This window comes from Kitasatospora sp. NPDC127116, assembly GCF_042677365.1.
Lineage (GTDB): Bacteria > Actinomycetota > Actinomycetes > Streptomycetales > Streptomycetaceae > Kitasatospora > Kitasatospora lactacystinica.
The window spans coordinates 26,797-46,366 of sequence record NZ_JBHXTL010000080.1; the positions used below are offsets into that span (position 1 = coordinate 26,797).

The 19,570-nt window shown below is 73.8% G+C and carries 17 protein-coding genes; 13 read left to right on the top strand and 4 right to left on the bottom strand.

Going from position 1 to position 19,570, the window contains the following annotated elements; translation table 11 throughout:
- Positions 1-111: 111 nt before the first annotated feature.
- Positions 112-1,593 carry a SulP family inorganic anion transporter gene (locus tag ACFVHV_RS28255; protein WP_380354580.1) on the bottom strand — a complete coding sequence of 494 codons (1,482 nt, stop codon included), beginning with the start codon at positions 1,591-1,593 and terminating at the stop codon, positions 112-114.
- 824 nt (positions 1,594-2,417) lie between these two features.
- Here ACFVHV_RS28255 and gcl point away from each other — a divergent pair.
- The 4 genes from gcl to ACFVHV_RS28275 all read left to right on the top strand — a co-directional run bounded on the left by gcl (position 2,418) and on the right by ACFVHV_RS28275 (position 7,857).
- Positions 2,418-4,199: a glyoxylate carboligase gene (gene gcl / locus ACFVHV_RS28260; RefSeq protein ID WP_380354553.1), complete on the top strand. Its 1,782-nt coding sequence runs from the start codon at positions 2,418-2,420 to the stop codon at positions 4,197-4,199.
- 210 nt (positions 4,200-4,409) lie between these two features.
- The gene (locus ACFVHV_RS28265) at positions 4,410-4,898 is read left to right on the top strand and encodes a glutathione peroxidase (RefSeq protein WP_359913807.1); all 489 of its coding nucleotides are present in this window, start codon (positions 4,410-4,412) and stop codon (positions 4,896-4,898) included.
- Positions 4,899-5,142: 244 nt separating this feature from the next.
- Positions 5,143-6,348: a hypothetical protein gene (locus ACFVHV_RS28270; protein WP_380354582.1), complete on the top strand. Its 1,206-nt coding sequence runs from the start codon at positions 5,143-5,145 to the stop codon at positions 6,346-6,348.
- Between the two features lie 240 nt (positions 6,349-6,588).
- Positions 6,589-7,857, top strand: coding sequence for a metallophosphoesterase (locus tag ACFVHV_RS28275; RefSeq protein WP_380354556.1), 1,269 nt, complete (start codon positions 6,589-6,591; stop codon positions 7,855-7,857).
- Between the two features lie 58 nt (positions 7,858-7,915).
- Here the strand turns inward: ACFVHV_RS28275 and ACFVHV_RS28280 are convergent, their stop codons facing one another.
- The gene (locus ACFVHV_RS28280; RefSeq protein WP_359913813.1) at positions 7,916-8,839 is read right to left on the bottom strand and encodes a LysR substrate-binding domain-containing protein; all 924 of its coding nucleotides are present in this window, start codon (positions 8,837-8,839) and stop codon (positions 7,916-7,918) included.
- A gap of 96 nt (positions 8,840-8,935) precedes the next feature.
- Between ACFVHV_RS28280 and ACFVHV_RS28285 the strand changes: the two genes are divergently transcribed.
- The 6 genes from ACFVHV_RS28285 to ACFVHV_RS28310 all read left to right on the top strand — a co-directional run bounded on the left by ACFVHV_RS28285 (position 8,936) and on the right by ACFVHV_RS28310 (position 14,191).
- Positions 8,936-9,640 carry a succinate dehydrogenase cytochrome b subunit gene (locus tag ACFVHV_RS28285; protein WP_380354559.1) on the top strand — a complete coding sequence of 235 codons (705 nt, stop codon included), beginning with the start codon at positions 8,936-8,938 and terminating at the stop codon, positions 9,638-9,640.
- A gap of 26 nt (positions 9,641-9,666) precedes the next feature.
- A complete protein-coding gene (locus tag ACFVHV_RS28290; RefSeq protein WP_380354584.1) occupies positions 9,667-11,610 on the top strand; it encodes a fumarate reductase/succinate dehydrogenase flavoprotein subunit in 1,944 nt (647 codons plus the stop codon).
- On the top strand, positions 11,607-12,344 hold the full coding sequence (locus ACFVHV_RS28295; protein WP_359913819.1) for a succinate dehydrogenase/fumarate reductase iron-sulfur subunit: 738 nt from the start codon (positions 11,607-11,609) through the stop codon (positions 12,342-12,344). Before ACFVHV_RS28290 ends, ACFVHV_RS28295 begins: the two co-directional genes overlap by 4 nt.
- Before the next feature lie 336 nt (positions 12,345-12,680).
- Positions 12,681-12,986, top strand: coding sequence for a hypothetical protein (locus tag ACFVHV_RS28300; RefSeq protein WP_359913821.1), 306 nt, complete (start codon positions 12,681-12,683; stop codon positions 12,984-12,986).
- Positions 12,987-13,136: 150 nt separating this feature from the next.
- Positions 13,137-13,826, top strand: a complete 690-nt coding sequence (locus tag ACFVHV_RS28305; protein ID WP_380354561.1) for a DUF6232 family protein — start codon at positions 13,137-13,139, stop codon at positions 13,824-13,826.
- Complete coding sequence (locus tag ACFVHV_RS28310; protein WP_359913826.1) at positions 13,823-14,191, top strand: hypothetical protein; 369 nt, start codon at positions 13,823-13,825, stop codon at positions 14,189-14,191. Before ACFVHV_RS28305 ends, ACFVHV_RS28310 begins: the two co-directional genes overlap by 4 nt.
- 33 nt (positions 14,192-14,224) lie before the next feature.
- On the opposite strand, the gene ACFVHV_RS28315 is transcribed toward ACFVHV_RS28310, so the two are convergent.
- Together ACFVHV_RS28315 and ACFVHV_RS28320 are read right to left on the bottom strand one after the other, a co-directional pair.
- The gene (locus ACFVHV_RS28315; protein ID WP_380354564.1) at positions 14,225-15,193 is read right to left on the bottom strand and encodes an alpha/beta fold hydrolase; all 969 of its coding nucleotides are present in this window, start codon (positions 15,191-15,193) and stop codon (positions 14,225-14,227) included.
- 109 nt (positions 15,194-15,302) lie between these two features.
- A complete protein-coding gene (locus ACFVHV_RS28320) occupies positions 15,303-16,247 on the bottom strand; it encodes a DUF2797 domain-containing protein (RefSeq protein ID WP_380354566.1) in 945 nt (314 codons plus the stop codon).
- Between the two features lie 220 nt (positions 16,248-16,467).
- On the opposite strand from ACFVHV_RS28320, the gene ACFVHV_RS28325 reads away from it, so the two are divergent.
- The 3 genes from ACFVHV_RS28325 to ACFVHV_RS28335 all read left to right on the top strand — a co-directional run.
- Positions 16,468-16,788 (top strand): hypothetical protein, encoded by a 321-nt coding sequence (locus tag ACFVHV_RS28325; protein ID WP_359913833.1) that lies wholly within the window; start codon positions 16,468-16,470, stop codon positions 16,786-16,788.
- Positions 16,789-17,064: 276 nt separating this feature from the next.
- Positions 17,065-19,197, top strand: coding sequence for a restriction endonuclease (locus ACFVHV_RS28330; protein WP_380354569.1), 2,133 nt, complete (start codon positions 17,065-17,067; stop codon positions 19,195-19,197).
- A 174-nt stretch (positions 19,198-19,371) separates the two neighbouring features.
- Positions 19,372-19,570 (top strand): ATP-binding cassette domain-containing protein (locus tag ACFVHV_RS28335; protein WP_380354572.1); only part of this gene is annotated, 199 nt, incomplete at its 3' end.

Sequence of the window (19,570 nt, forward strand, 5' to 3'; positions counted from 1 at the left end):
GGGGTACACTTAAACGGCGGCTAACCGGGCTGGCCGCCCGTGGGTCGGCCCCCCCGGGTTCGGGGGGCGGGCCCCCCCCCCCCCCGCCACCAGGCTAGGGCGTGTCCGACCTCAGGCGACGCTCGGCAGCGGCGGGTCGACCGCCAGCGGCGCGGTGGAGCGGGCCCGGTGCTGGGCGGCCCAGGAGACCAGCGCCACCGTGCAGGCGTGGTCCAGGTGGCGCAGCCCGGACCAGTCCAGCTCCACCGGCCGGTCCGCCGGCAGCCGCTCCAGGGTGTCCAGCAGCCGGGGCAGCCGCAGGAAGGTGGCGTTGCCGCTCAGCCGCACCCGGTGCAGCGCCTCCCCGGTCGGCTGCGGCTGCTCCTCCACCGCGATCTGCAGGTGCGAGGTCTGCCAGGCGGACTTGGCCACCGCCAGGCCGACGCCGATCAGCACCCCCTCGAACAGGTCGGTGGCGATGATCGCGGCCGCCGTCACCACCAGCACCAGCGCCTCGCCCAGGTGCCCGCGGCAGAGCGCGACGATCCGGCGCAGCGGCACCAGCTTAGCGCCGGCGTGCACCAGGACGGCGGCCAGCGCGGTGAGCGGCACCAGCCCGAGCGCGCCGGGCAGCAGCGCGGTGAACAGCAGCAGCCAGCCGCCGTGCAGCACCCGCGAGGCCTTGGTGCGCGCGCCGGCCTGGACGTTGGTGGCGCTGCGCACGATCACGGCGGTCATCGGCAGCGCGCCGAGCAGGCCGCAGACGGTGTTGCCGACGCCCTGGGCGGTGAGTTCGCGGTCGTAGTGGGTGCGCGGGCCGTGATGCATCCGGTCGACGGCGGCGGCGCTGAACAGCGTCTCGGCGGAGGCGATCAGGGTGAAGGCGACGACCGTGCCGAGCCCGGCGGTGCCGGCCAGGGCGGTCAGCGACTCGCGGTCGGGCAGGTGCACCACGTCGAACAGTCCGGCCACCCGGATCCGGGCCACCGGCAGGTCGACGACCGCGGTGACGGCGGCGGCCAGGCCGACGGCGGCCAGCGGGGCGGGGACGGCCCGGGCGGCGCGCTCCGGCAGGTACTTCCAGCCGACCAGGACCAGCAGGGTGCCGAGGCCGAGGGCGACCGCGCTCGGGTTGGCCGCGGCGGTCAGCACGTCGCCCAGCAGGGCGGGCAGTCCGGCGATCTTCTCCGGCCCGGTGGCGGGGGCGCGGCGGTCGGCGAGCGCGTAGAGCTGGCCGAACACCAGGGTCAGTCCGATGCCGGCCAGCATGCCGTGCACCACCGAGGCGGACATCGCCCGGAACCAGCGGCCGAGCCGCAGGGCGCCCATCGCCAGCTGGAGCAGGCCGGTGGCGAGCACCAGCAGGCCGAGCGCGCCGGCGCCGAAGCGCTGGACGGCGTCGGCGACCAGGACGGTCAGTCCGGCGGCGGGACCGCTGACCTGGAGGCTGCTGCCGGGCAGCAGGCCGGCGACCAGGCCGCCGACGATCCCGGTGACCAGCCCGAGTTCGGCCGGGACGCCGGAGGCGACGGCGACGCCGACGCAGAGCGGGAGGGCGACCAGGAACACCACCAGCGAGGCCGGCAGGTCATGGCGCCAGGGGACGGCGCGCAGGACGGCGGCCGGGGTGCGGGGCCGGCCCGGCGGGCCGTGCTTGCGGAGGCGGCCCGGCGGGCTGTCGCTCCGGTGGGGCGGCGGGTTCACCCGGTCACCACCAGGGACCGGGCAGGGGTGCAGCAGCGCATGGGGACGTTCCTTCCGCGCGCCCGCCGCAGCGGGCGCGCCGTTGCAAGGGCGGGGAGCACGAGGAAGAAGGGGGAAGGGACCGCTCCGGGGGCGGCGACAGCGGTACGGCCGCGGGTCCGGGCGGACCAGAGCGCGGCGGCGGGTGTCGGGTCGGTGCGGCCAGGGGGGTGCGTCCCTCGCTCGGGTGCGGCGGACCGGGCACGCTGGTCCTGGACGGGGCCACCGGCGGAGTTCCCCCGCTCCGCGGCGCTCCCAAACCCCCCTGCCACGGCCTCAGTTGGACATCACGGGCCCGGCGTGCCACCGACGGTACCCAGCGCGGCGGGGCGGGCCAACGACCGGCACCGTCCCTTCACGGCCACTGCACACCGGCTGCGCTTCCCGGCGCGGAGCGTCCGCTTCCCCGGGCACACCAGCGCGACTGCCGTTCGGGCGTGCGAATCCCCATCGGTCCGGCCGCGCTGCGCGGCCCTGCTCCCGGCCCGTTTCCCGCCCCGCCGACGCCCCACCGCTGGCCCACCGCCGCCCCGCCGCCGACCCCGTCCGGGGCCTCCACATTCTGTTGAACTCCTCTTGACGCCCCGACGGACCCCGCCCTACCGTGTTTCCACATACAGAAACCGTTCTTCCGTATGGTGGAATTCGAGAGATGAGCCCTCCGAGCCACTGCGGGCCGAAGCAGGAGAGATCCGATGCCTCGTATGACAGCCGCCCGCGCGGCCGTGGAGATCCTCAAGCTCGAAGGCGTCGAGGTCGCGTTCGGCGTGCCGGGCGCAGCCATCAACCCGTTCTACGCCGCGCTCAAGGCCTCCGGCGGGATCGGGCACACGCTGGCCCGGCACGTCGAGGGCGCCTCCCACATGGCCGAGGGCTACACCCGCGCCGAGGCCGGCAACATCGGGGTCTGCATCGGCACCTCCGGCCCGGCGGGCACCGACATGATCACCGGCCTGTACTCGGCGATCGCCGACTCCGTCCCGATCCTCTGCATCACCGGCCAGGCCCCCGTCGCCCGGCTGCACAAGGAGGACTTCCAGGCCGTCGACATCGCCTCCATCGCGCGGCCGGTCACCAAGGCCGCCACCACCGTGCTGGAGGCCGCGCAGGTCCCCGGCGTGTTCCAGCAGGCCTTCCACCTGATGCGCTCCGGCCGCCCCGGCCCGGTCCTGATCGACCTGCCGATCGACGTCCAGCTCACCGAGATCGACTTCGACCCGGAGGCCTACCAGCCGCTGCCGGTCTACAAGCCGGCCGCCAACCGCACCCAGATCGAGAAGGCCGTCGCGCTGCTCCAGCGGTCCGAGCGCCCGCTGATCGTCGCCGGCGGCGGCGTCATCAACGCCGACGCCTGCGAGCTGCTGCTGGAGTTCGCCGAGCTCACCGGCGTCCCGGTGGTCCCGACCCTGATGGGCTGGGGCATCGTCCCGGACGACCACCGGCTGAACGCCGGCATGGTCGGCCTGCAGACCTCGCACCGCTACGGCAACGAGAACTTCCTCGCCTCCGACTTCGTCCTCGGCATCGGCAACCGCTGGGCCAACCGCCACACCGGCGGCCTGGACGTCTACACCGCGGGCCGCACCTTCGTCCACGTCGACATCGAGCCCACCCAGCTCGGCCGGATCTTCGCCCCGGACCTCGGCATCGCCTCCGACGCCAAGGCCGCGCTGGAACTGTTCGTCGAGGTGGCGCGCGAGCTGCGGGCCGCCGGCACCCTCAAGGACCGCGGCGCCTGGGCCTCCTCCACCCAGGAGCGCAAGGCCCTGCTCCAGCGCCGCACCCACTTCGACGACGTGCCGCTCAAGCCGCAGCGCGTGTACGAGGAGATGAACAGGGCCTTCGGCCCGGAGACCCGCTACGTCACCACCATCGGCCTGTCCCAGATCGCCGGCGCGCAGCTGCTGCACGTCTACCGGCCGCGGCACTGGATCAACTGCGGCCAGGCCGGCCCGCTCGGCTGGACCGTCCCGGCCGCGCTGGGCGTCGCCACCGCCGACCCCGGGGGCCAGGTCGTCGCGCTCTCCGGCGACTACGACTTCCAGTTCATGATCGAGGAGCTGGCGGTCGGCGCCCAGCACCGCATCCCGTACGTCCACGTGCTGGTGAACAACTCCTACCTGGGCCTGATCCGCCAGGCGCAGCGCAACTTCGACATCGACTACCAGGTCAACCTGGAGTTCGAGAACGTCAACTCCCCGGAGCTGGGCGGCTACGGCGTCGACCACGTCAAGGTCGTCGAGGGCCTGGGCTGCAAGGCGATCCGGGTCACCGAGCCGCAGGACCTGCTGCCCGCGTTCGAGGAGGCCAAGAAGCTGGCCGCGGAGTTCCGCGTCCCGGTGGTGGTCGAGGCGATCCTGGAGCGGGTCACCAACATCTCGATGGCCGCCGCCGACATCGACAAGGTCAACGAGTTCGAGGAGACGGCCACCCTCCCGGAGCACGCCCCGACGGCCGTCAGGCCGCTGGCGCTCTGAACGCGCGCTCGACCCGCGGCCGACCCGCTCCGAACGCGCCGCGGCCGCTCGCGCGCACCGGTCGTGCGGGGGCGGACGAGCCGCTCCGTGCGCCCCCACGCGCCCCCGCACCCGGAACACCGGCACGCCGACCGCGGTTGATCAGGTCACGGCCGCTACCGTGGCCCCGGAAGAGGCCCGGCCCGACGACTCCCCGAAAGGACCACTCCCGTGAGCCTGTACGACATCCCGCTTCGCACCCTCGACGGCGCGGCCACCTCGCTGGCCGACCACAAGGGCAAGGCGCTGCTCATCGTCAACGTCGCCTCCCGGTGCGGCCTGACCCCGCAGTACGAGGGCCTGGAGCGGCTCCAGCAGCGGTACGCCGGGCGCGGGTTCACCGTGCTGGGCTTCCCCTGCAACCAGTTCGCCGGGCAGGAGCCGGGCAGCGCCGAGGAGATCCGCACCTTCTGCTCCACCACCTACGGCGTGACCTTCCCGCTGTTCGAGAAGATCGACGTCAACGGCGAGGACCGCCACCCGCTGTACGCCAAGCTCACCGGGGTCGCCGACGCGTCCGGCGAGGCCGGGGACGTCTCCTGGAACTTCGAGAAGTTCCTGATCTCCCCGGACGGCACCGTCGTCGCGCGCCTGCGCCCCCCGGTCGACCCGGAGGCGCCGGAGCTGATCACCGCGATCGAGGCCGCACTGCCGGCCTGACCGCGCGCACCACGAAGGCCCGGGGCCCGTTAGAACCCGAGCAGCCCCGGGCCTTCGCCGTGCGCGCACCCGGGGAGAGGGCGCCGGCGGCCGGGCCGAAGGGCCGGGCGCCGTATCGGCTCCGGCCCGCGCCGGCGGCTGTTCCGGGGTCCGCGCCGGCCCTCCTCGGGGTGTTGCGGACATGCTCAACGCGCCCTACCGTGTGTGACCCCGTTGATCCATTTCACACGGAGGGCTCACCTTGATGTTCCGTCAAGTCAGAACAGCGGCACGAGCGCTGCTCGCGGCCGGACTGCTCGTCACCGGCACGATCGCCGGCGCCTCGCCGGCGGCGGCCGCTGCGGCGCCGACGGCCCTGACCGCTTCCGACTACACCCTCACCTCGGACTACCACCAGTACGACACCCTCAACTCGGCGCTCGCCACGACGCTGGGGACCTCCGCCGTGCACACGGTGATGGAGAACGCGAACCACGACCGGCAGCCGCTCCCCGCGTCCTTCTCCGTGGCCGGCCTGTCCACCGGCTTCCGGTTCGACGACGGCGACAACTCCGACTGCCAGAGCTTCCCCCAGGGCATCACCACGAGCCGGGACGCCGTGGGGACGGCGAACAGCGGCAACTACGACGGCCACCAGCTCGTGCTGGTGAGCTGGTACACCAAGGACGGCTGCGACGGCGCCCAGCAGCGCAGCCGGATCACCCTGGCCGACTGGGACGCCACCTACCCCAACAAGTACCGCAAGATCCTCCTGGTGGAGCCGACCGGAACCGCGGCCGCGCCGGACTTCAAGGACATCCCGATCCACGCCGGCGGCGTCTCCTGGTACGGCGACTACCTCTACGTCGCCGACACCGGCCGCGGCATGCGCGTCTTCGACATGCGCAAGATCCTCAACACCGACACCGGCGGCACCGCCGACCAGATCGGCCGCCAGTCCGGCTCCGTCTACTACGCCCACAACTACGCGTACGTGCTGCCCCAGATCGGCACGGTCACCGCGCAGGCCGCCACCGGACCCAAACTGGTCTGGTCGTCGATCTCCCTCGACCGGGTCAGCAAGTCGATGGTGATGACGGAGTACACCTGCCAGGCGAACTGCGTCGACTACCCCAACCGCCCGCCGAGGGCCGTCCGCTTCCCCTTCGACTCCGGGGCGACGACGTTCGCCGCGACGACGACCGCCGGCCAGGCCCTCCAACTGCCCTGGTACAACCTCAACGGCGTGGCCTCCCACAACGGCCGCTGGTGGTTCAACTCCTCGGGGCAGAAGAAGCTCTACTACTGGACCCCGACCGCCGGCCCCTCGACCTTCGCCTGGGTGGGCGGCGGCGAGAGCCTCTCGTACTGGGAGGACGCCACCGAGCCCGACCTGCTGTGGTCGCTGCAGGAGACCGCGGGCGGACGCAACGTCTTCGCGGTCACCCAGTCCACCTACGGCGGCGGCTGAGTCCCGGGCTCAGGCCCGAGTTCACGGACCGGCGCCGCGACGGCGTCCGCGGTGACGGTGCTCCGGCCCCGGGCCGGGGCCCCGTCACTGCCCCGTCCCGGCGCCCTCGCGGCCTCGTGGCGCACGGACCGGATGACGACGGCGGCCCCTGGCGGGCCCGGCGGCAACGGTCTGCCGGATGATGGGGAGCGAGGGCACGGCAGCGGATGTGAGGGCAACGCGGTGACAGCAGGCGAATCCATGGAGTTGGAGTCGGGACACCGGTCGGCGGACCGCGAGGGCCCGGAGACCGTCGTGGCCGCTCCCCGGCCCGCGGCGGGCACGGAGCCCCCGGGCGGGGGTGCGCGGCGCCGGCGTTCCCTGGTCCGGCGGCTGACGGTCCTCGTGCTCGTCCTCGTCCTCCTGTGCCTCCCGCCCTGGTGGACGCTGTTCGCCTCCGGCGCCGACTGGCCGTTCCCGGTCTTCCTGGCCGGCACGGTCGTCCTCGCCGGCTGGCTGGTCTCCTTCCCCTTCCTGATGGTCGCGGGCCACGGGCGGCGGCGCAGCGACCGGGCCGCCCGCGTCGCGGACACCAGCCTCGGGATGATCTGGGTGCTGTTCACCTGGTCGGTGCTGGGCGGCGCGGTGAACCTGGTGCTCGTCGGGCTCGACGTCGGCGGCACCGACCGGGCCAGGGCGGTGGCCGTGGCCGTCGCCCTGGTCTCGGCCGGGCTGCTGGGCTGGGGGCACCACGAGGCGATGCGGGTGCCCCGGGTGAAGCGGGTGGACGTGCACGTCCCGCGGCTCGGCGCCGGCCTGGACGGGACCCGGGTCGTGGTGCTGGCCGACACCCACTACGGGCCGATCGACCGGGCTGCCTGGTCGGCGCGGGTCACCGAGGCGGTCAACGCGCTCGACGCGGACGTCGTGGTCCACGCCGGCGACATCGCCGACGGCACCCCCGCCCAGCGCCGGGAGCAGTCCGCGCCGCTCGGGACGATCCGGTCGCGGCTGGCCAGGGTCTACGTCACGGGGAACCACGAGTACGGCAGCGAGGCCCAGGGCTGGCTGGACCGGATGGCGGACCTGGGCTGGGAGCCGCTGCACAACCGCCACGTGGTGGTGGAGCGCGGCGGGGACGCCCTCGTGCTCGCCGGCGTGGACGACGTGACCGCGGAGTCCTCCGGCCTGGCCGGACACCGTGCGAACCTGCTCGGCGCACTGGCGGGGGCGGACCCGGCCCTGCCGGTGCTGCTCGTCGCCCACCAGCCCAAGTACGTCCCGCAGGCCGCTGCCGCCGGCATCGACCTGCAGGTCTCCGGGCACACCCACGGCGGCCAGATCTGGCCGTTCAACTTCCTCGTCCGCATCGATCAGCCGGTGGTGCACGGCCTGAGCCGGCACGGGGAGCGGACCCAGCTCTACACCAGCCGCGGCACCGGCTTCTGGGGCCCGCCCTTCCGGGTCTTCGCCCCGAGCGAGATCACCCTGCTCACGCTGCGCTCGGGCGGAACCCCGCCCGCCGCGTAGCGGGCCCGTCGCCCGCCGGATCCGCTGACGGGAGCGCCCCGCCGGCTCGCGACGGGGCTCACGGCAGCAACAGCCGGGTGCCCGGAGGCAGTTCGCCGTCGCGTGCGGCGTCGCGCAGGTGCGCCAGCAGGGTCTCCCGCAGGGCCTCCGCCGCGCGGGTGGGCGGCACCTCGTGGCCGTGCGCGACGGCGATGGTGCGGCCGAGGCCGGGCCCGGCGAACCCGGTCACCGCGAGGCCGGAGCGGGCGGCCACCATGCCGGGGACGACGGCGGGCCCGAGCCCGGCCCGGACGAAGCCCAGCACCGCGTCCATCTCGCCGCCCTCCACCGCGAACCGCGGCTCGAACCCGGCCGCCCGGCAGGCCGCCAGGGTCGCCTCCCGGACGTCGTAGCCCTCCCGGAACATCACCAGCGGCCGGTCCTTCAGCTCCGTCACCCGGACCTTGCGCCGGGCCCGCCCCTCGGCGGCGACCAGCACCAGTTCCTCGTGCAGCAGTTCGGTGACCGCCAGCGCGGGCTCCTGCTCCCCGCCCGGCCGGGTGATGATCAGCGCGAGGTCCAGCTCCCCCGCCGCCAGCCAGCCGACCAGATCGCGCGAGCCACCCTCCCGGACCACCAGCGTCACCCCCGGGTAGCGGTCCCGGAAGACCCGCAGCACGTCCGGCACCAGGCTGGTGCACAGGCTGGGCGGCGCGCCCAGCCGGACCCGGCCGCGGCGCAGCTGGACCGTCTCCTGCACGGCCAGCCGGGCGCTCTCGGTGTCCGCGAGGATGCGCCGGGCCAGCGGCAGCAGGGCGTCCCCGGCGTCGGTCAGCGCGATGTTGCCCCGGGTGCGGTGGAACAGTTCGGCGCCCAACTCCCGCTCCAGCGAACGGATCTGCTGCGAGAGCGACGGCTGGGCGACGTGCGCCGCCTCGGCGGCCCGGGTGAAGTGCCGGGTCTCGGCGACGGCCAGGAAGTAGCGGAGTTGCTGGAGCTGCACGGGGCCAGGATAGGCCGCATCGATAGTCGGTGCCTATCGTCACGAGCCACATCATGTCTTGGACGCACCCGACCCGCCGTCCCTACCGTTGCAGCCATGACAACCGCGACTCGGACGGCCCGGCACCCGTCCACCCTGGCGACCCTGTGGCGGTCGACCGTCGGCAAGAAGGCGGTCATGGCCGTCACCGGACTGGCCATGCTGCTGTACCTGGTCGCACACATGCTGGGGAACCTCAAGGTGTTCTTCGGCCCGGACGACATCAACGGCTACGCGGCCTGGCTGCGCACCATCGGACAGCCCTTCCTGGGCCACGAGTGGTTCCTGTGGATCGCCCGGGCCGGCCTGCTGGCCGCCGTGGTGCTGCACGGCGTCTCCGCGTACCAGCTCAGCCGCCGCGACCTCGCGGCCCGCCCGAGCCGGTACGTGCACAAGCGCCGCCGGGCGAGCTACGCGACGAGGACCATGCGCTGGGGCGGGGTGATCCTGGCGCTGTTCATCGTCTGGCACGTCCTGGACCTCACCACGCTGACCGTGAACCCGGCCGCCGAGCACGGCCACCCGTACCAGAACATCGTGGCCTCCTTCGGCCGCTGGTACGTCGACGTGTTCTACGTCGTCGCGATGCTGGCCGTCGGCCTGCACATCCGGCACGGGTTCTGGAGCGCCGCGCAGACCCTCGGCGCCAACAACGCCCGCCGCGACCGGGCGCTCAAGCTGATCGCGAACGGCCTGGCCCTGGTGCTGACGGCCGGGTTCCTGTCCGTCCCCGTGGCCGTGATGACCGGAGTCGTGAAGTGAGCAGTCGTGAAGTGAGCAGTGCTGACATGAGCTACCTGGAGTACACCCTCGGCGAGCCGGTCGCCGACACCAGGGCCCCCGCCGGCCCGATCGAACAGCGCTGGGACCAGCGGCGGTTCGACGCCAAGCTGGTCAACCCGGCCAACCGGCGCAAGCACACCGTGATCGTGGTCGGCACCGGCCTGGCCGGCGGCGCGGCCGGCGCCACCCTGGCCGAACAGGGCTACCACGTCGTCCAGTTCTGCTTCCAGGACTCCCCCAGGCGCGCCCACTCGATCGCCGCCCAGGGCGGCATCAACGCGGCCAAGAACTACCGCAACGACGGCGACTCGATCCGCCGGCTGTTCTACGACACCGTCAAGGGCGGCGACTTCCGCGCCCGCGAGTCCAACGTGCACCGGCTGGCCCAGGTGTCGGTGGAGATCATCGACCAGTGCGTGGCCCAGGGCGTGCCCTTCGCCCGCGAGTACGGCGGCCTGCTCGACACCCGGTCCTTCGGCGGCGTGCAGGTCTCCCGGACCTTCTACGCCCGCGGCCAGACCGGCCAGCAGCTGCTGCTCGGCGCCTACCAGGCGCTCTCCCGGCAGATCGCCGCCGGGAACGTGGAACTGCACCCGCGCACCGAGATGCTCGACCTGCTGGTGGTCGACGGCCGGGCCCGCGGCATCGTCGCCCGCGACCTCGTCACCGGCGAGATCCGCAGCTACACCGCGGACGCCGTGGTGCTCGCCAGCGGCGGCTACGGCAACGTGTTCTACCTCTCCACCAACGCCAAGAACTCCAACACCACCGCGATCTGGCGGGCGCACCGGCGCGGCGCGTACTTCGCCAACCCGTGCTTCACCCAGATCCACCCGACCTGCATCCCGCGCTCCGGCGACCACCAGTCCAAGCTCACCCTGATGAGCGAGTCGCTGCGCAACGACGGCCGGATCTGGGTGCCCAAGGCACAGGGCGACACCCGGCCGCCGGCCGAGATCCCCGAGGAGGAGCGGGACTACTACCTGGAGCGGATCTACCCGTCGTTCGGCAACCTGGTGCCCCGCGACATCGCCTCCCGGGCCGCCAAGAACGTCTGCGACGAGGGCCGCGGCGTCGGCCCCGGCGGCCAGGGCGTCTACCTGGACTTCGCCGACGCGATCCGCCGGATGGGCCGGGACGCCGTCGAGGCCAGGTACGGCAACCTCTTCGAGATGTACGAGCGGATCACCGCCGAGGACCCGTACCGGGTGCCGATGCGGATCTACCCGGCGATCCACTACACGATGGGCGGGCTCTGGGTCGACTACGACCTGCAGACCACCGTCCCCGGCCTGTTCGCGATCGGGGAGGCCAACTTCTCCGACCACGGCGCCAACCGGCTCGGCGCCAGCGCCCTGATGCAGGGCCTGGCCGACGGCTACTTCGTGCTGCCGCCGACCATCAACGACTACCTGGCCCGCCACCCGCTGCCGACCGTACCCGCCGACCACCCGGTGCTCGCCGAGGTGGAGGCCGAGGTCGAGGACCGGCTCAACCTGATCCTCGCGGTGGACGGCGACCGCACCCCGGACTCCTTCCACCGCGAACTCGGCGAACTGCTCTGGAACGAGTGCGGAATGGCCCGCGACGAGGCCGGACTGCGGCGGGCGCTGGAGCGGATCCCGCAACTGCGCGAGGAGTTCTGGCGCCGGATCAAGGTGCCCGGCACCGGGCAGGAGCTCAACCAGTCGCTGGAGAAGGCCAACCGGCTCGTCGACTACTTCGAACTGGCCGAACTGATGTGCCTGGACGCACTGCACCGCGCCGAATCCTGCGGCGGCCACTTCCGCACCGAGAGCCAGACCCCCGACGGCGAGGCCGCCCGCCGCGACGAGGACTTCTCCTACGCCGCCGCCTGGGAGTTCACCGCCACCGGCGCGGCACCCGTCCTCCACCGCGAGGAACTCGACTTCGAGCACGTCCACCTCACCCAGCGGAGCTACGCGTGAACCTCACCCTGCGCATCTGGCGCCAGGCCGGCCCGGACGCACCCGGCTCGATGACCACCTACCAGGTCAGCGGGATCAGCCCGGACATGTCCTTCCTGGAGATGCTGGACACCCTCAACGAAGAACTGATCACCCGCGGCGACCAGCCGGTCGCCTTCGACCACGACTGCCGCGAGGGCATCTGCGGCGCCTGCGGCATGGTCATCAACGGCCGGGCGCACGGCCCCGAGCGCACCACCACCTGCCAGCTGCACATGCGGCACTTCCAGGACGGCGACACCATCGACGTCGAGCCCTGGCGGGCGGCGGCCTTCCCGGTGGTCAAGGACCTGGTGGTGGACCGCTCGGCCTTCGACCGGATCATCGGCTCCGGCGGCTACATCACCGCCCCCACCGGCAGCGCCCCCGAGGCGCACGCCACACCCGTCCCCAAGGAGGTCGCCGACACCGCCTTCGAGCACGCCGAGTGCATCGGCTGCGGCGCCTGTGTGGCGGCCTGCCCGAACGGCTCGGCGATGCTCTTCACCTCCGCCAAGGTGGTGCACCTCAACGTGCTGCCGCAGGGCGCGCCGGAACGGGCCGCCCGGGTGCGGAACATGGTCTCGGCCATGGACGCCGAGGGCTTCGGCGGCTGCACCAACACCGGCGAGTGCGCCACCGCCTGTCCCAAGGGCATCCCGCTGCCCAGCATCGCGGCGATGAACCGGGAGTTCCTGCGGGCCGCCCGCGGCTGACGACTCCCCTCCTGCGGTCGGCCCCCGCCCTGGTGCTCAGGCGGGGGCCGACACTTGCTACGGCGGGGCGTGCGGCGGGGGTTCGCGCTACCCGTACGGGTGGCGGATCCCGGCGGGCGGTGCTTCCTGACGGAGAATCGCGCTACGGTGGTGCTCCGCCACGGAAGGACGGCATATGCCCGAGGTTCAGTCCTGTTCCGGTTGCGGCGGGTCCGGGGGGACCCAGAAGACCGAGGCAACGGTCGAACTGGACGAGGAAGGAAGCATGGTGCCCAGCGTCCACACGTTCTGGTCGCCCTGCGGTCGGTGCCACGGATCCGGGACGGTGATCGTCGGATGAGGTTCGTCTTCGAGTGCGTCGAGTGCGGTGGGCACTACCTGCCGCCCGAGGAGATGGTGTACCCGGACGGGCCGGCCTCGCCGGTCTGGTGCACCGCCTGCCAGAGCGCCAAGCACGCCGCCGGTGTCCGGGAGGACCCGCTGCTCGCCCGGGTCGCCTTGGCCGCCGCCCGGGCCGCGCTGGCCGGGCGGGCCGCGGAGGCGGCCGAGCAGCCGGCCCGCGCCGACGTCCGCCCGTCCCGCCCGCCGCTGTCCCGCCGGGCCCGCTCCGGCCCGGGCGTGCTGCGCGGCAAGCTGAGCTGACGGCCCGCGGCCGGCGGGGCCAGGGGCGTCACGGCGCCCGCCGGGGCATACGAACCGACGATATGTCAGTTACCGGGCACGACAATGAACTTGTGCAGACCCGGAGCGTGCTGGCACATTGTCCTCCCCTGCACGACAGCCTTGGGGGACATGGCCATGCAGCCGACCGATCCTGCCGATTCGCCCCGAGCCGGCCAGACCGGCTCCTTCCCGTTCGTTCCGCCGCCTCCGCCCGGCGGGCCGCCGACACCGGCCCCGTTCGGGCCGCCACCGCCCACCGCCCCGCCGCCGGCCTTCACGAGCGGTCCCAGCGGCACCCCGACCACCACCCGCGTCGCGGTCACCAACCGCATCCTCTGGATCGGGCAGGCCGCGTACCCGCTGGCCAACGTGGCCCGGGTCGGCACCTCCCTGATCGTGCCCGGCCGGCGCCGCGCGCTCCTGCGGCTGCTCGCCTTCGCCCTGGTCGTCTTCCTGCCCGTGTTCGTGATCGCGCAGGCCGCCGACGGCTCGTCCTCGGAATCCGGGTCCGGCACGCTGGTCCTCGTCGCGGTGATCCTCGTGGCGGTCTACTTCCTGATCTTCACCTGGCCGGTGCTGCGCCGGCCCGACCTGTACGTGCTGGCCGTGGACACGGCCGGCCCGCCGACCGCGGTGCTGGCCTGGCTCACCGCGGAGCCGGCGTTCGAGCTGCAGGCCGTCATCACCCGCGCGATCGAGAACCCGCAGGCCGAGTTCCAGCAGGTCGTCCAGACCATCAGCGTGGACCTGCGGCAGTACCAGTTCGGCGACAGCGTCAACATCTACGGCGGCCAGGGAAACACGGGAGTCAGCAAGTGAACGACAACGAGCGTCCGAACGTCCAGTACGGCGACCGGGTCACCATCCACGGCGGCAGCAACAACGTCGGCATCCAGCACAACAACGGCCCGGCCGCCGACCAGGCCCTGCCGCCGGAGGTCGCCGCGCTGTTCGCCCGGCTCGCCGCCGTGGTCACCGAGCTGGCCCGGGACGGCCGGCTCCACGAGGCGGACCGGCAGAGCCTCGCCGAGGCCCTGCCGGTGCTGACCAGCCCCGCCGCGGAGGAACCGGGCCGCCGGCGCAACACCCTGCTGCTGCTGGCCGGCCTGGCCCAGAGCGTCGGCGAGGCGGCCGCCCCGGCGCTGGGACTCGCGAACCAGCTCCTGGCCCTGATCAGCGGCTGACCGACCGACCGGCGCCCGCTCGCGGGCGCCGGTCTACGCCGCACCCCTCGCCTTCGTCTCCGTCTCCGGCTTCGTCTCCGTCTCCGTCTCCGTCTCCGCGAGGAAGCGCTGCACCAGGTCGCCGACGGCGTCCGGGGCGTCCTCGGGGCTGTAGTGGCCGACGCCGGGCAGTTCGACGATCCGGCCGCGGGGGAACGCCTCGGCGAACAGCGGCAGGAAGTGCCGGGCGGCGAGGGTCCGGTCGGCCGTGCCCCACAGGGCGAGCGCGGGCAGGGCGGCGAGCGCCGCGCGGGCCTCGCCGCCCGGAGTCTCGAAGGTGTGCGCCCCGGTCGCGAAGCCCTCCGCCCAGCCGATCGCGCCCGCGGCCTCCGCGCGGGAGGGGAAGGCCGCTCCGTAGGCGGCCAGCCAGGTGTCCGTGATCAGGGCGTTGTTCTGGAAGCCGTTGAGCTTCAGGATGCTGAGGATCGTGTGGCCGAGTTCACCGAGGACGGCGGCCAGGCTGCCGTCGGCGTGCGCCCGGGCGATCCAGCCGAACCACGGGGACTCGGCCGCGTTGGCGGCGAGCGCCGCGCCGAGGCCGGGCTGGCCGAAGGGCGTGGGTCCGTTGACGCTCACCACCCGGGCGATCAGATCGGGGCGGCGGGCGGCCAGGCCCATGCCGACCGGTCCGCCGAAGTCGTGGAGGACCAGGGTGAGCTGGCGCAGGCCGAGGTCCAGGACCAGCGCCTCCAGGTTGTCGACGTGGTCCTGCAGCCGGTAGCCGCGCCCGGCCGGGGTGGCGCTCTTGCCGAACCCCATGTGGTCGGGGGCGATCACCCGGTGGGTCGGGGCCAGGCGGCGGATCAGGTCCCGGAAGAGGTAGCCCCAGGTGGGTTCGCCGTGCAGGCAGAGCACGACGGGGCCGGCGCCCTCGTCCACGTAGTGCAGGGGGAAGCCGGGAGCCGTGCTGAAGTGCGGTCGGTACGGGAAGGTGCCGTCGAAGGTCTCGTGGGCAGCGATCATGGTTTGGACCCGCTCCAAAGTGGTAGCAAATTAAAACCGCAAGGCCGAGGCCAGGCCCTTGCGGTTTTATTACGCAACCATGCTGGTCGGGGCGGTTCCGCGAACGCTCTCAGAACAGCGCCTCCTGGGTGTCCGGCTCCGGCGGACGCAGTCGCTCGCGCAGGGTCAGGCCGGTGGAACCGCGGCCGGTGACCGGGCCGAGGGTCCAGCCGGTGAGCAGCCGGGTGTCCAGCAGCAGCGGGCCGGAGCCGTCCGCCTGGTCGAGGAAGAGGTGCCGGCCCACCGGCGGCCGGAGCCGGCCCGCGACGACCGCGCCGTCGGCCAGCCCGACGATCTCCCGGTACGCCTCCGGGGCGCCGCCGGCCAGGCCGTAGCGCTCGACGTGGTCGACCACCGGGCGGTCGGCGAGCAGCTCCACGGCATGGCCGTCCAGCAGCCGGTGCGCCTGCGCGCGGGCCTCGGCGAGCACCGTACGGCGGTACGGGGTGTCGCCGTGCGACCACCAGTGCTCGGTCTTGAGCCGGGACTTGTACCGCTCGCGGGCCAGGCCCGAGGCAGCGACGGTGAGTTCGGCGCGCCGGACCGCCGGCAGGGCGCCGCGGGCGGTGAACGCGTAGGCCAGCGCGCCCTGTTCGAGCAGCCGGCTGTCGCCGCGCTGTTCAGCGGTGAGGCCGACCTTGAGCAGGCCCTCGCCGAACCAGGCGAGGTAGAGCAGGTAGGTGCGGCCGTCGTCGAGGATCTGGTCCCGGGCGAGGGCGAGGCCGCGGTCCACGCTCTGGCACGCCGGGCACTGGGTCGCCCCGCCGGCCGGATCGATCACCGCGTGGTGCGGGCAGGGCGTGCGCTCCGTCGCCCCCGCCAGCCAGGCCCCGACGCAGCGGCGCGGGCCGCCCAGCAGCCAGCCGACCTCCGCCCCCGGCGCCACCTCGCGCTCGTGCACCCGGGTGCCGCACACGGCCCCGAGCAGGGCGCGGCCGTCCTGCCAGCTCAGACCAGTGGAGATCCAGCCGGCGGGGCGCCCCCGGGGCTCCGGGTGCTGCGGGGGGATCGTCACGTCTCTCCTTGCCGTCGGTAGCCGTCGAGACTACCCGGTGCCACCGACGGGCCGGCCGCTCCGGCGGAGCCTCCGGGCCCTGGTGGGCGGGCGGCGGCCGGACCTCCGCTCGAACCCCGCTCGACGGGCCCTCGGGTCGACGTGACCCCGTCAAAATGCACGGCTAGCGTCCTCGGCAGTGAATCCCTCACGAACGATCCCCCTCGGGAAGGGAACAGCCATGCGCATTCTCCAGCGTGCCGCCGCCACCACCGGCGCTCTCGCCCTCGCCGCCTCGGGCCTGCTCCTGGCCGCCGGCCCGGCCTCGGCCACCACGACCGCGTTGAGCTGCAACGCGCCGTCCTACTTCACCGGCAGCGGCGGCCACGCGGGCGCCTCGATCCGCTGCGTCGGCTCGGCCTTCACCGGCCGGATCGTCTGTTACAAGCCGGGCTACGGCAACTACACCCACTACGGCAACCGCGCCGAGTCCGGCGGCACCTCGACCACCTGGTGCGACCTCGGGGCGACCATCCAGAAGGCCGACGCCGTCTCCTCCTGACCCTGCGACAGCACGGCGCGGGAGACCGCGGGCCTGTCCGGCGACACACCGCCGGGCGGGCCCGCGTCGGTTTTCCACCGCCTCGGCCGCCACGCCCTCCGGCGCCGTCGCCCCGCCCGAAAGCCCCGCAGGTCACCGGCGCTTGGCCCGGCGGGGTGTTCACGTTCTATTGTTGCGGGCGCGGTCGGCGGCGCAGCCGGGAGGCGGTGCCGCGGCGGCCGGTCGGCGCGAGGCGAATGGGGTGGACGGACGGTGTCGGGGCGGCGGAGCAGCGGGGTGCTGGCGATCTGGGCGGAGGCGCAGCGACAGCAGCAGCGCCGGGAGGAGGCCCGGTGGCGCGCCGAGGCGGCGGAACTGCGCCGCCGGGAGCGGGAGCAGCGCGAGACGCAGAAGGCGGCGGCCCGCGACGAGCGCGAGGCGCTGCGCGCCCACCAGCAGTCGCGGGAGGCGGAGGTGGCCCGGCGGACGGCCGAACTGGACGCCCGGGTGGAGGAGTTGAGGAGCCTGCTGGCCGCCGGACTGGCCGCGCCGGCCTTCGGCCCGCAGGCCCTGCTGGCGGCGCCGGCGGTGCCGCCGTTCGATCCGGGTCCGCTGGGCGAGCCGGTGCCGATGCCGGACCAGTCCTCGGCCCGGTACTTCGTGCCGCCGCCGGACCCGGTCCAGGCCCGCAACCCGGGGGTGCGGCAGCAGTACGAGCAGTACCTGGCCCAGGCCCGGGCCCGGTTCGAGCAGGACTGGTACGCCGCCCAGGCCCGGGAGGCGGACCGGCAGCAGCGGCTGGCCGGGTACCACCAGGAGTACCTGGCCTGGGCCGAGCAGTCCCGCCGGCAGCAGGAGGAGCTGGCCGCGCGGACCGAGGAGTTGCTGCGCCGGCTGCGGGCGGGTGAGCCGGAGGCGGTGCAGGAGTACTTCACCGCGGGCCTGTACGCCTCGGCGGCCTGGCCGGAGGGCTTCCCGCACCGGCTGGTGGCGGCGTTCGACGCCGGGAGCCGCCAGCTGGTGGTGGACTGGGAGCTGCCCGGGCCGGACGTGGTGCCGGCCGCCGCCCGGGTGCGGTACGTGAAGTCGGACGACCGCGAGGCCGAGGTGGCCCGCCCGGCGACGGAGCGCAAGGCGCTGTACCGGCAGGTGCTGGCGCAGTCGGCGCTGCGGGTGGCGGCGGAGCTGTTCCGGGCGGACCGGGACGGGCTGCTGGACTCGGTGGTGCTGAACGGCTTCGTCCTCGGCATCGACCCGGCGACCGGCCGGGAGGCCGAGCGCTTCCTGTCCACCCTGACCGCGACCCGGGCCGGCTTCGCCGGACTGGCACTGGACCGGGTGGATCCGCTGGAGTGCTTCCAGGGCCTGGGCGGCCGGCTGTCGGCGCGCCCGGAGCGGCTGGACGAGGTGCGCCCGGACCGGCGGCCGGAGAGCGTCGGCGGGAGCCTGGCCGGGCACGGCGGCGAGGACGAGCCGGACCTGTTCGAGATGGACCCGCTGGAGTTCGAGGACCTGATCGCCGAGCTGTTCCGGCTGCGCGGCTTCCGGGTGATGACCACGGCCCGCAGCGGCGACGTCGGGGTGGACGTGGTGGCGGAGGACCTGGACCCGGTGACCGGCGGCAAGATCGTGATCCAGGCGAAGCGCTACAAGAAGACCGTCCCGCCGACGGCGGTGCGCGACCTGGAGTCCACCGTCCGCCACCACGGCGCGAACAAGGGCATCCTGGTCACCACCGCGGGCTTCGGCCGCGGCTCGTACAGCTACATCGAGGGCAAGCCGCTGACGCTGGTGAGCGGTCCGGAGCTGGTCGTCCTGCTCGCCGAGCAGGGTCTGCGCGGCCGGCTCGGCGGCGGGTCCGGGGAGGCCGGGGCCGCCGCCACCACGGCCGCGAACGGCGGTCCCGAGGGGGCTGGTGAGACCGCCCTCACGGTGAGCTGGCAGAGCCGGACGGCCGGCGGGGACGCGGTGGAGCTGGACGTCACCGCGTTCCTGTGCGCGGGCGGCCGGGTGCTGAGCGACGAGCACTTCGTGTTCTTCAACAGCCCGCAGGACCCGGACGGTTCCGTCCGGCTGCATCCGACCCGCTCGGTGCCGGGCGAGCCGACCCGGGCGGCCCGGCTGGCGCTGGACCTGCACCGGCTGCCGGCCGCCGTCGAGGAGGTGGTGGTCGCCGTGTCCACCGAGGAGGAGGAGCACCCGGCGCTGCCGCTCGGCTACGTGCACGGCCTGGCCCTCGCCGCCGCGTACGGGCCGGGCGCGGGCGGTCCGGACGCCTGGGCGGGACCGACCGGCGGGGTGCCGGACACCGCGATGCTGCTCGGGGCGTTCCGCCGGGGCGCCGGCGGCTGGGAGTTCAGCCCGTCCGGGCGGGCGGTGACGAACGGTCTGGCCGGGCTGGCTGCGGCCTTCGGCGTGGCGGTCGAGTAGCCGGCCGGAACCAGATCCCTCAGGGGCCGGCGTCATACCTGAGGAGGAGATCGCCCCCGCCACCCCGCCGGGTGGGCGGGGGCCGACCGTCCGCGCGGCATACACATCGCGTTCGAACAGCTTGGGATGATGTTACGGAGTTAAACATTCCGTTAATCCGTTCGAGGAGTCCACGTGACGTTCCCCGCAACCGCCGTCCACACCGGGCGGGCGGCCGCCCGAGCCACCAGCCTGAACAAGGTCTACGGGGAGGGGGAGACCCGCGTCGTCGCCCTCGACAACGTCAGCGTCACCTTCCCCCAGGGCGAGTTCACCGCCATCATGGGCCCGTCCGGCTCCGGCAAGTCCACCCTCATGCACTGCATGGCCGGCC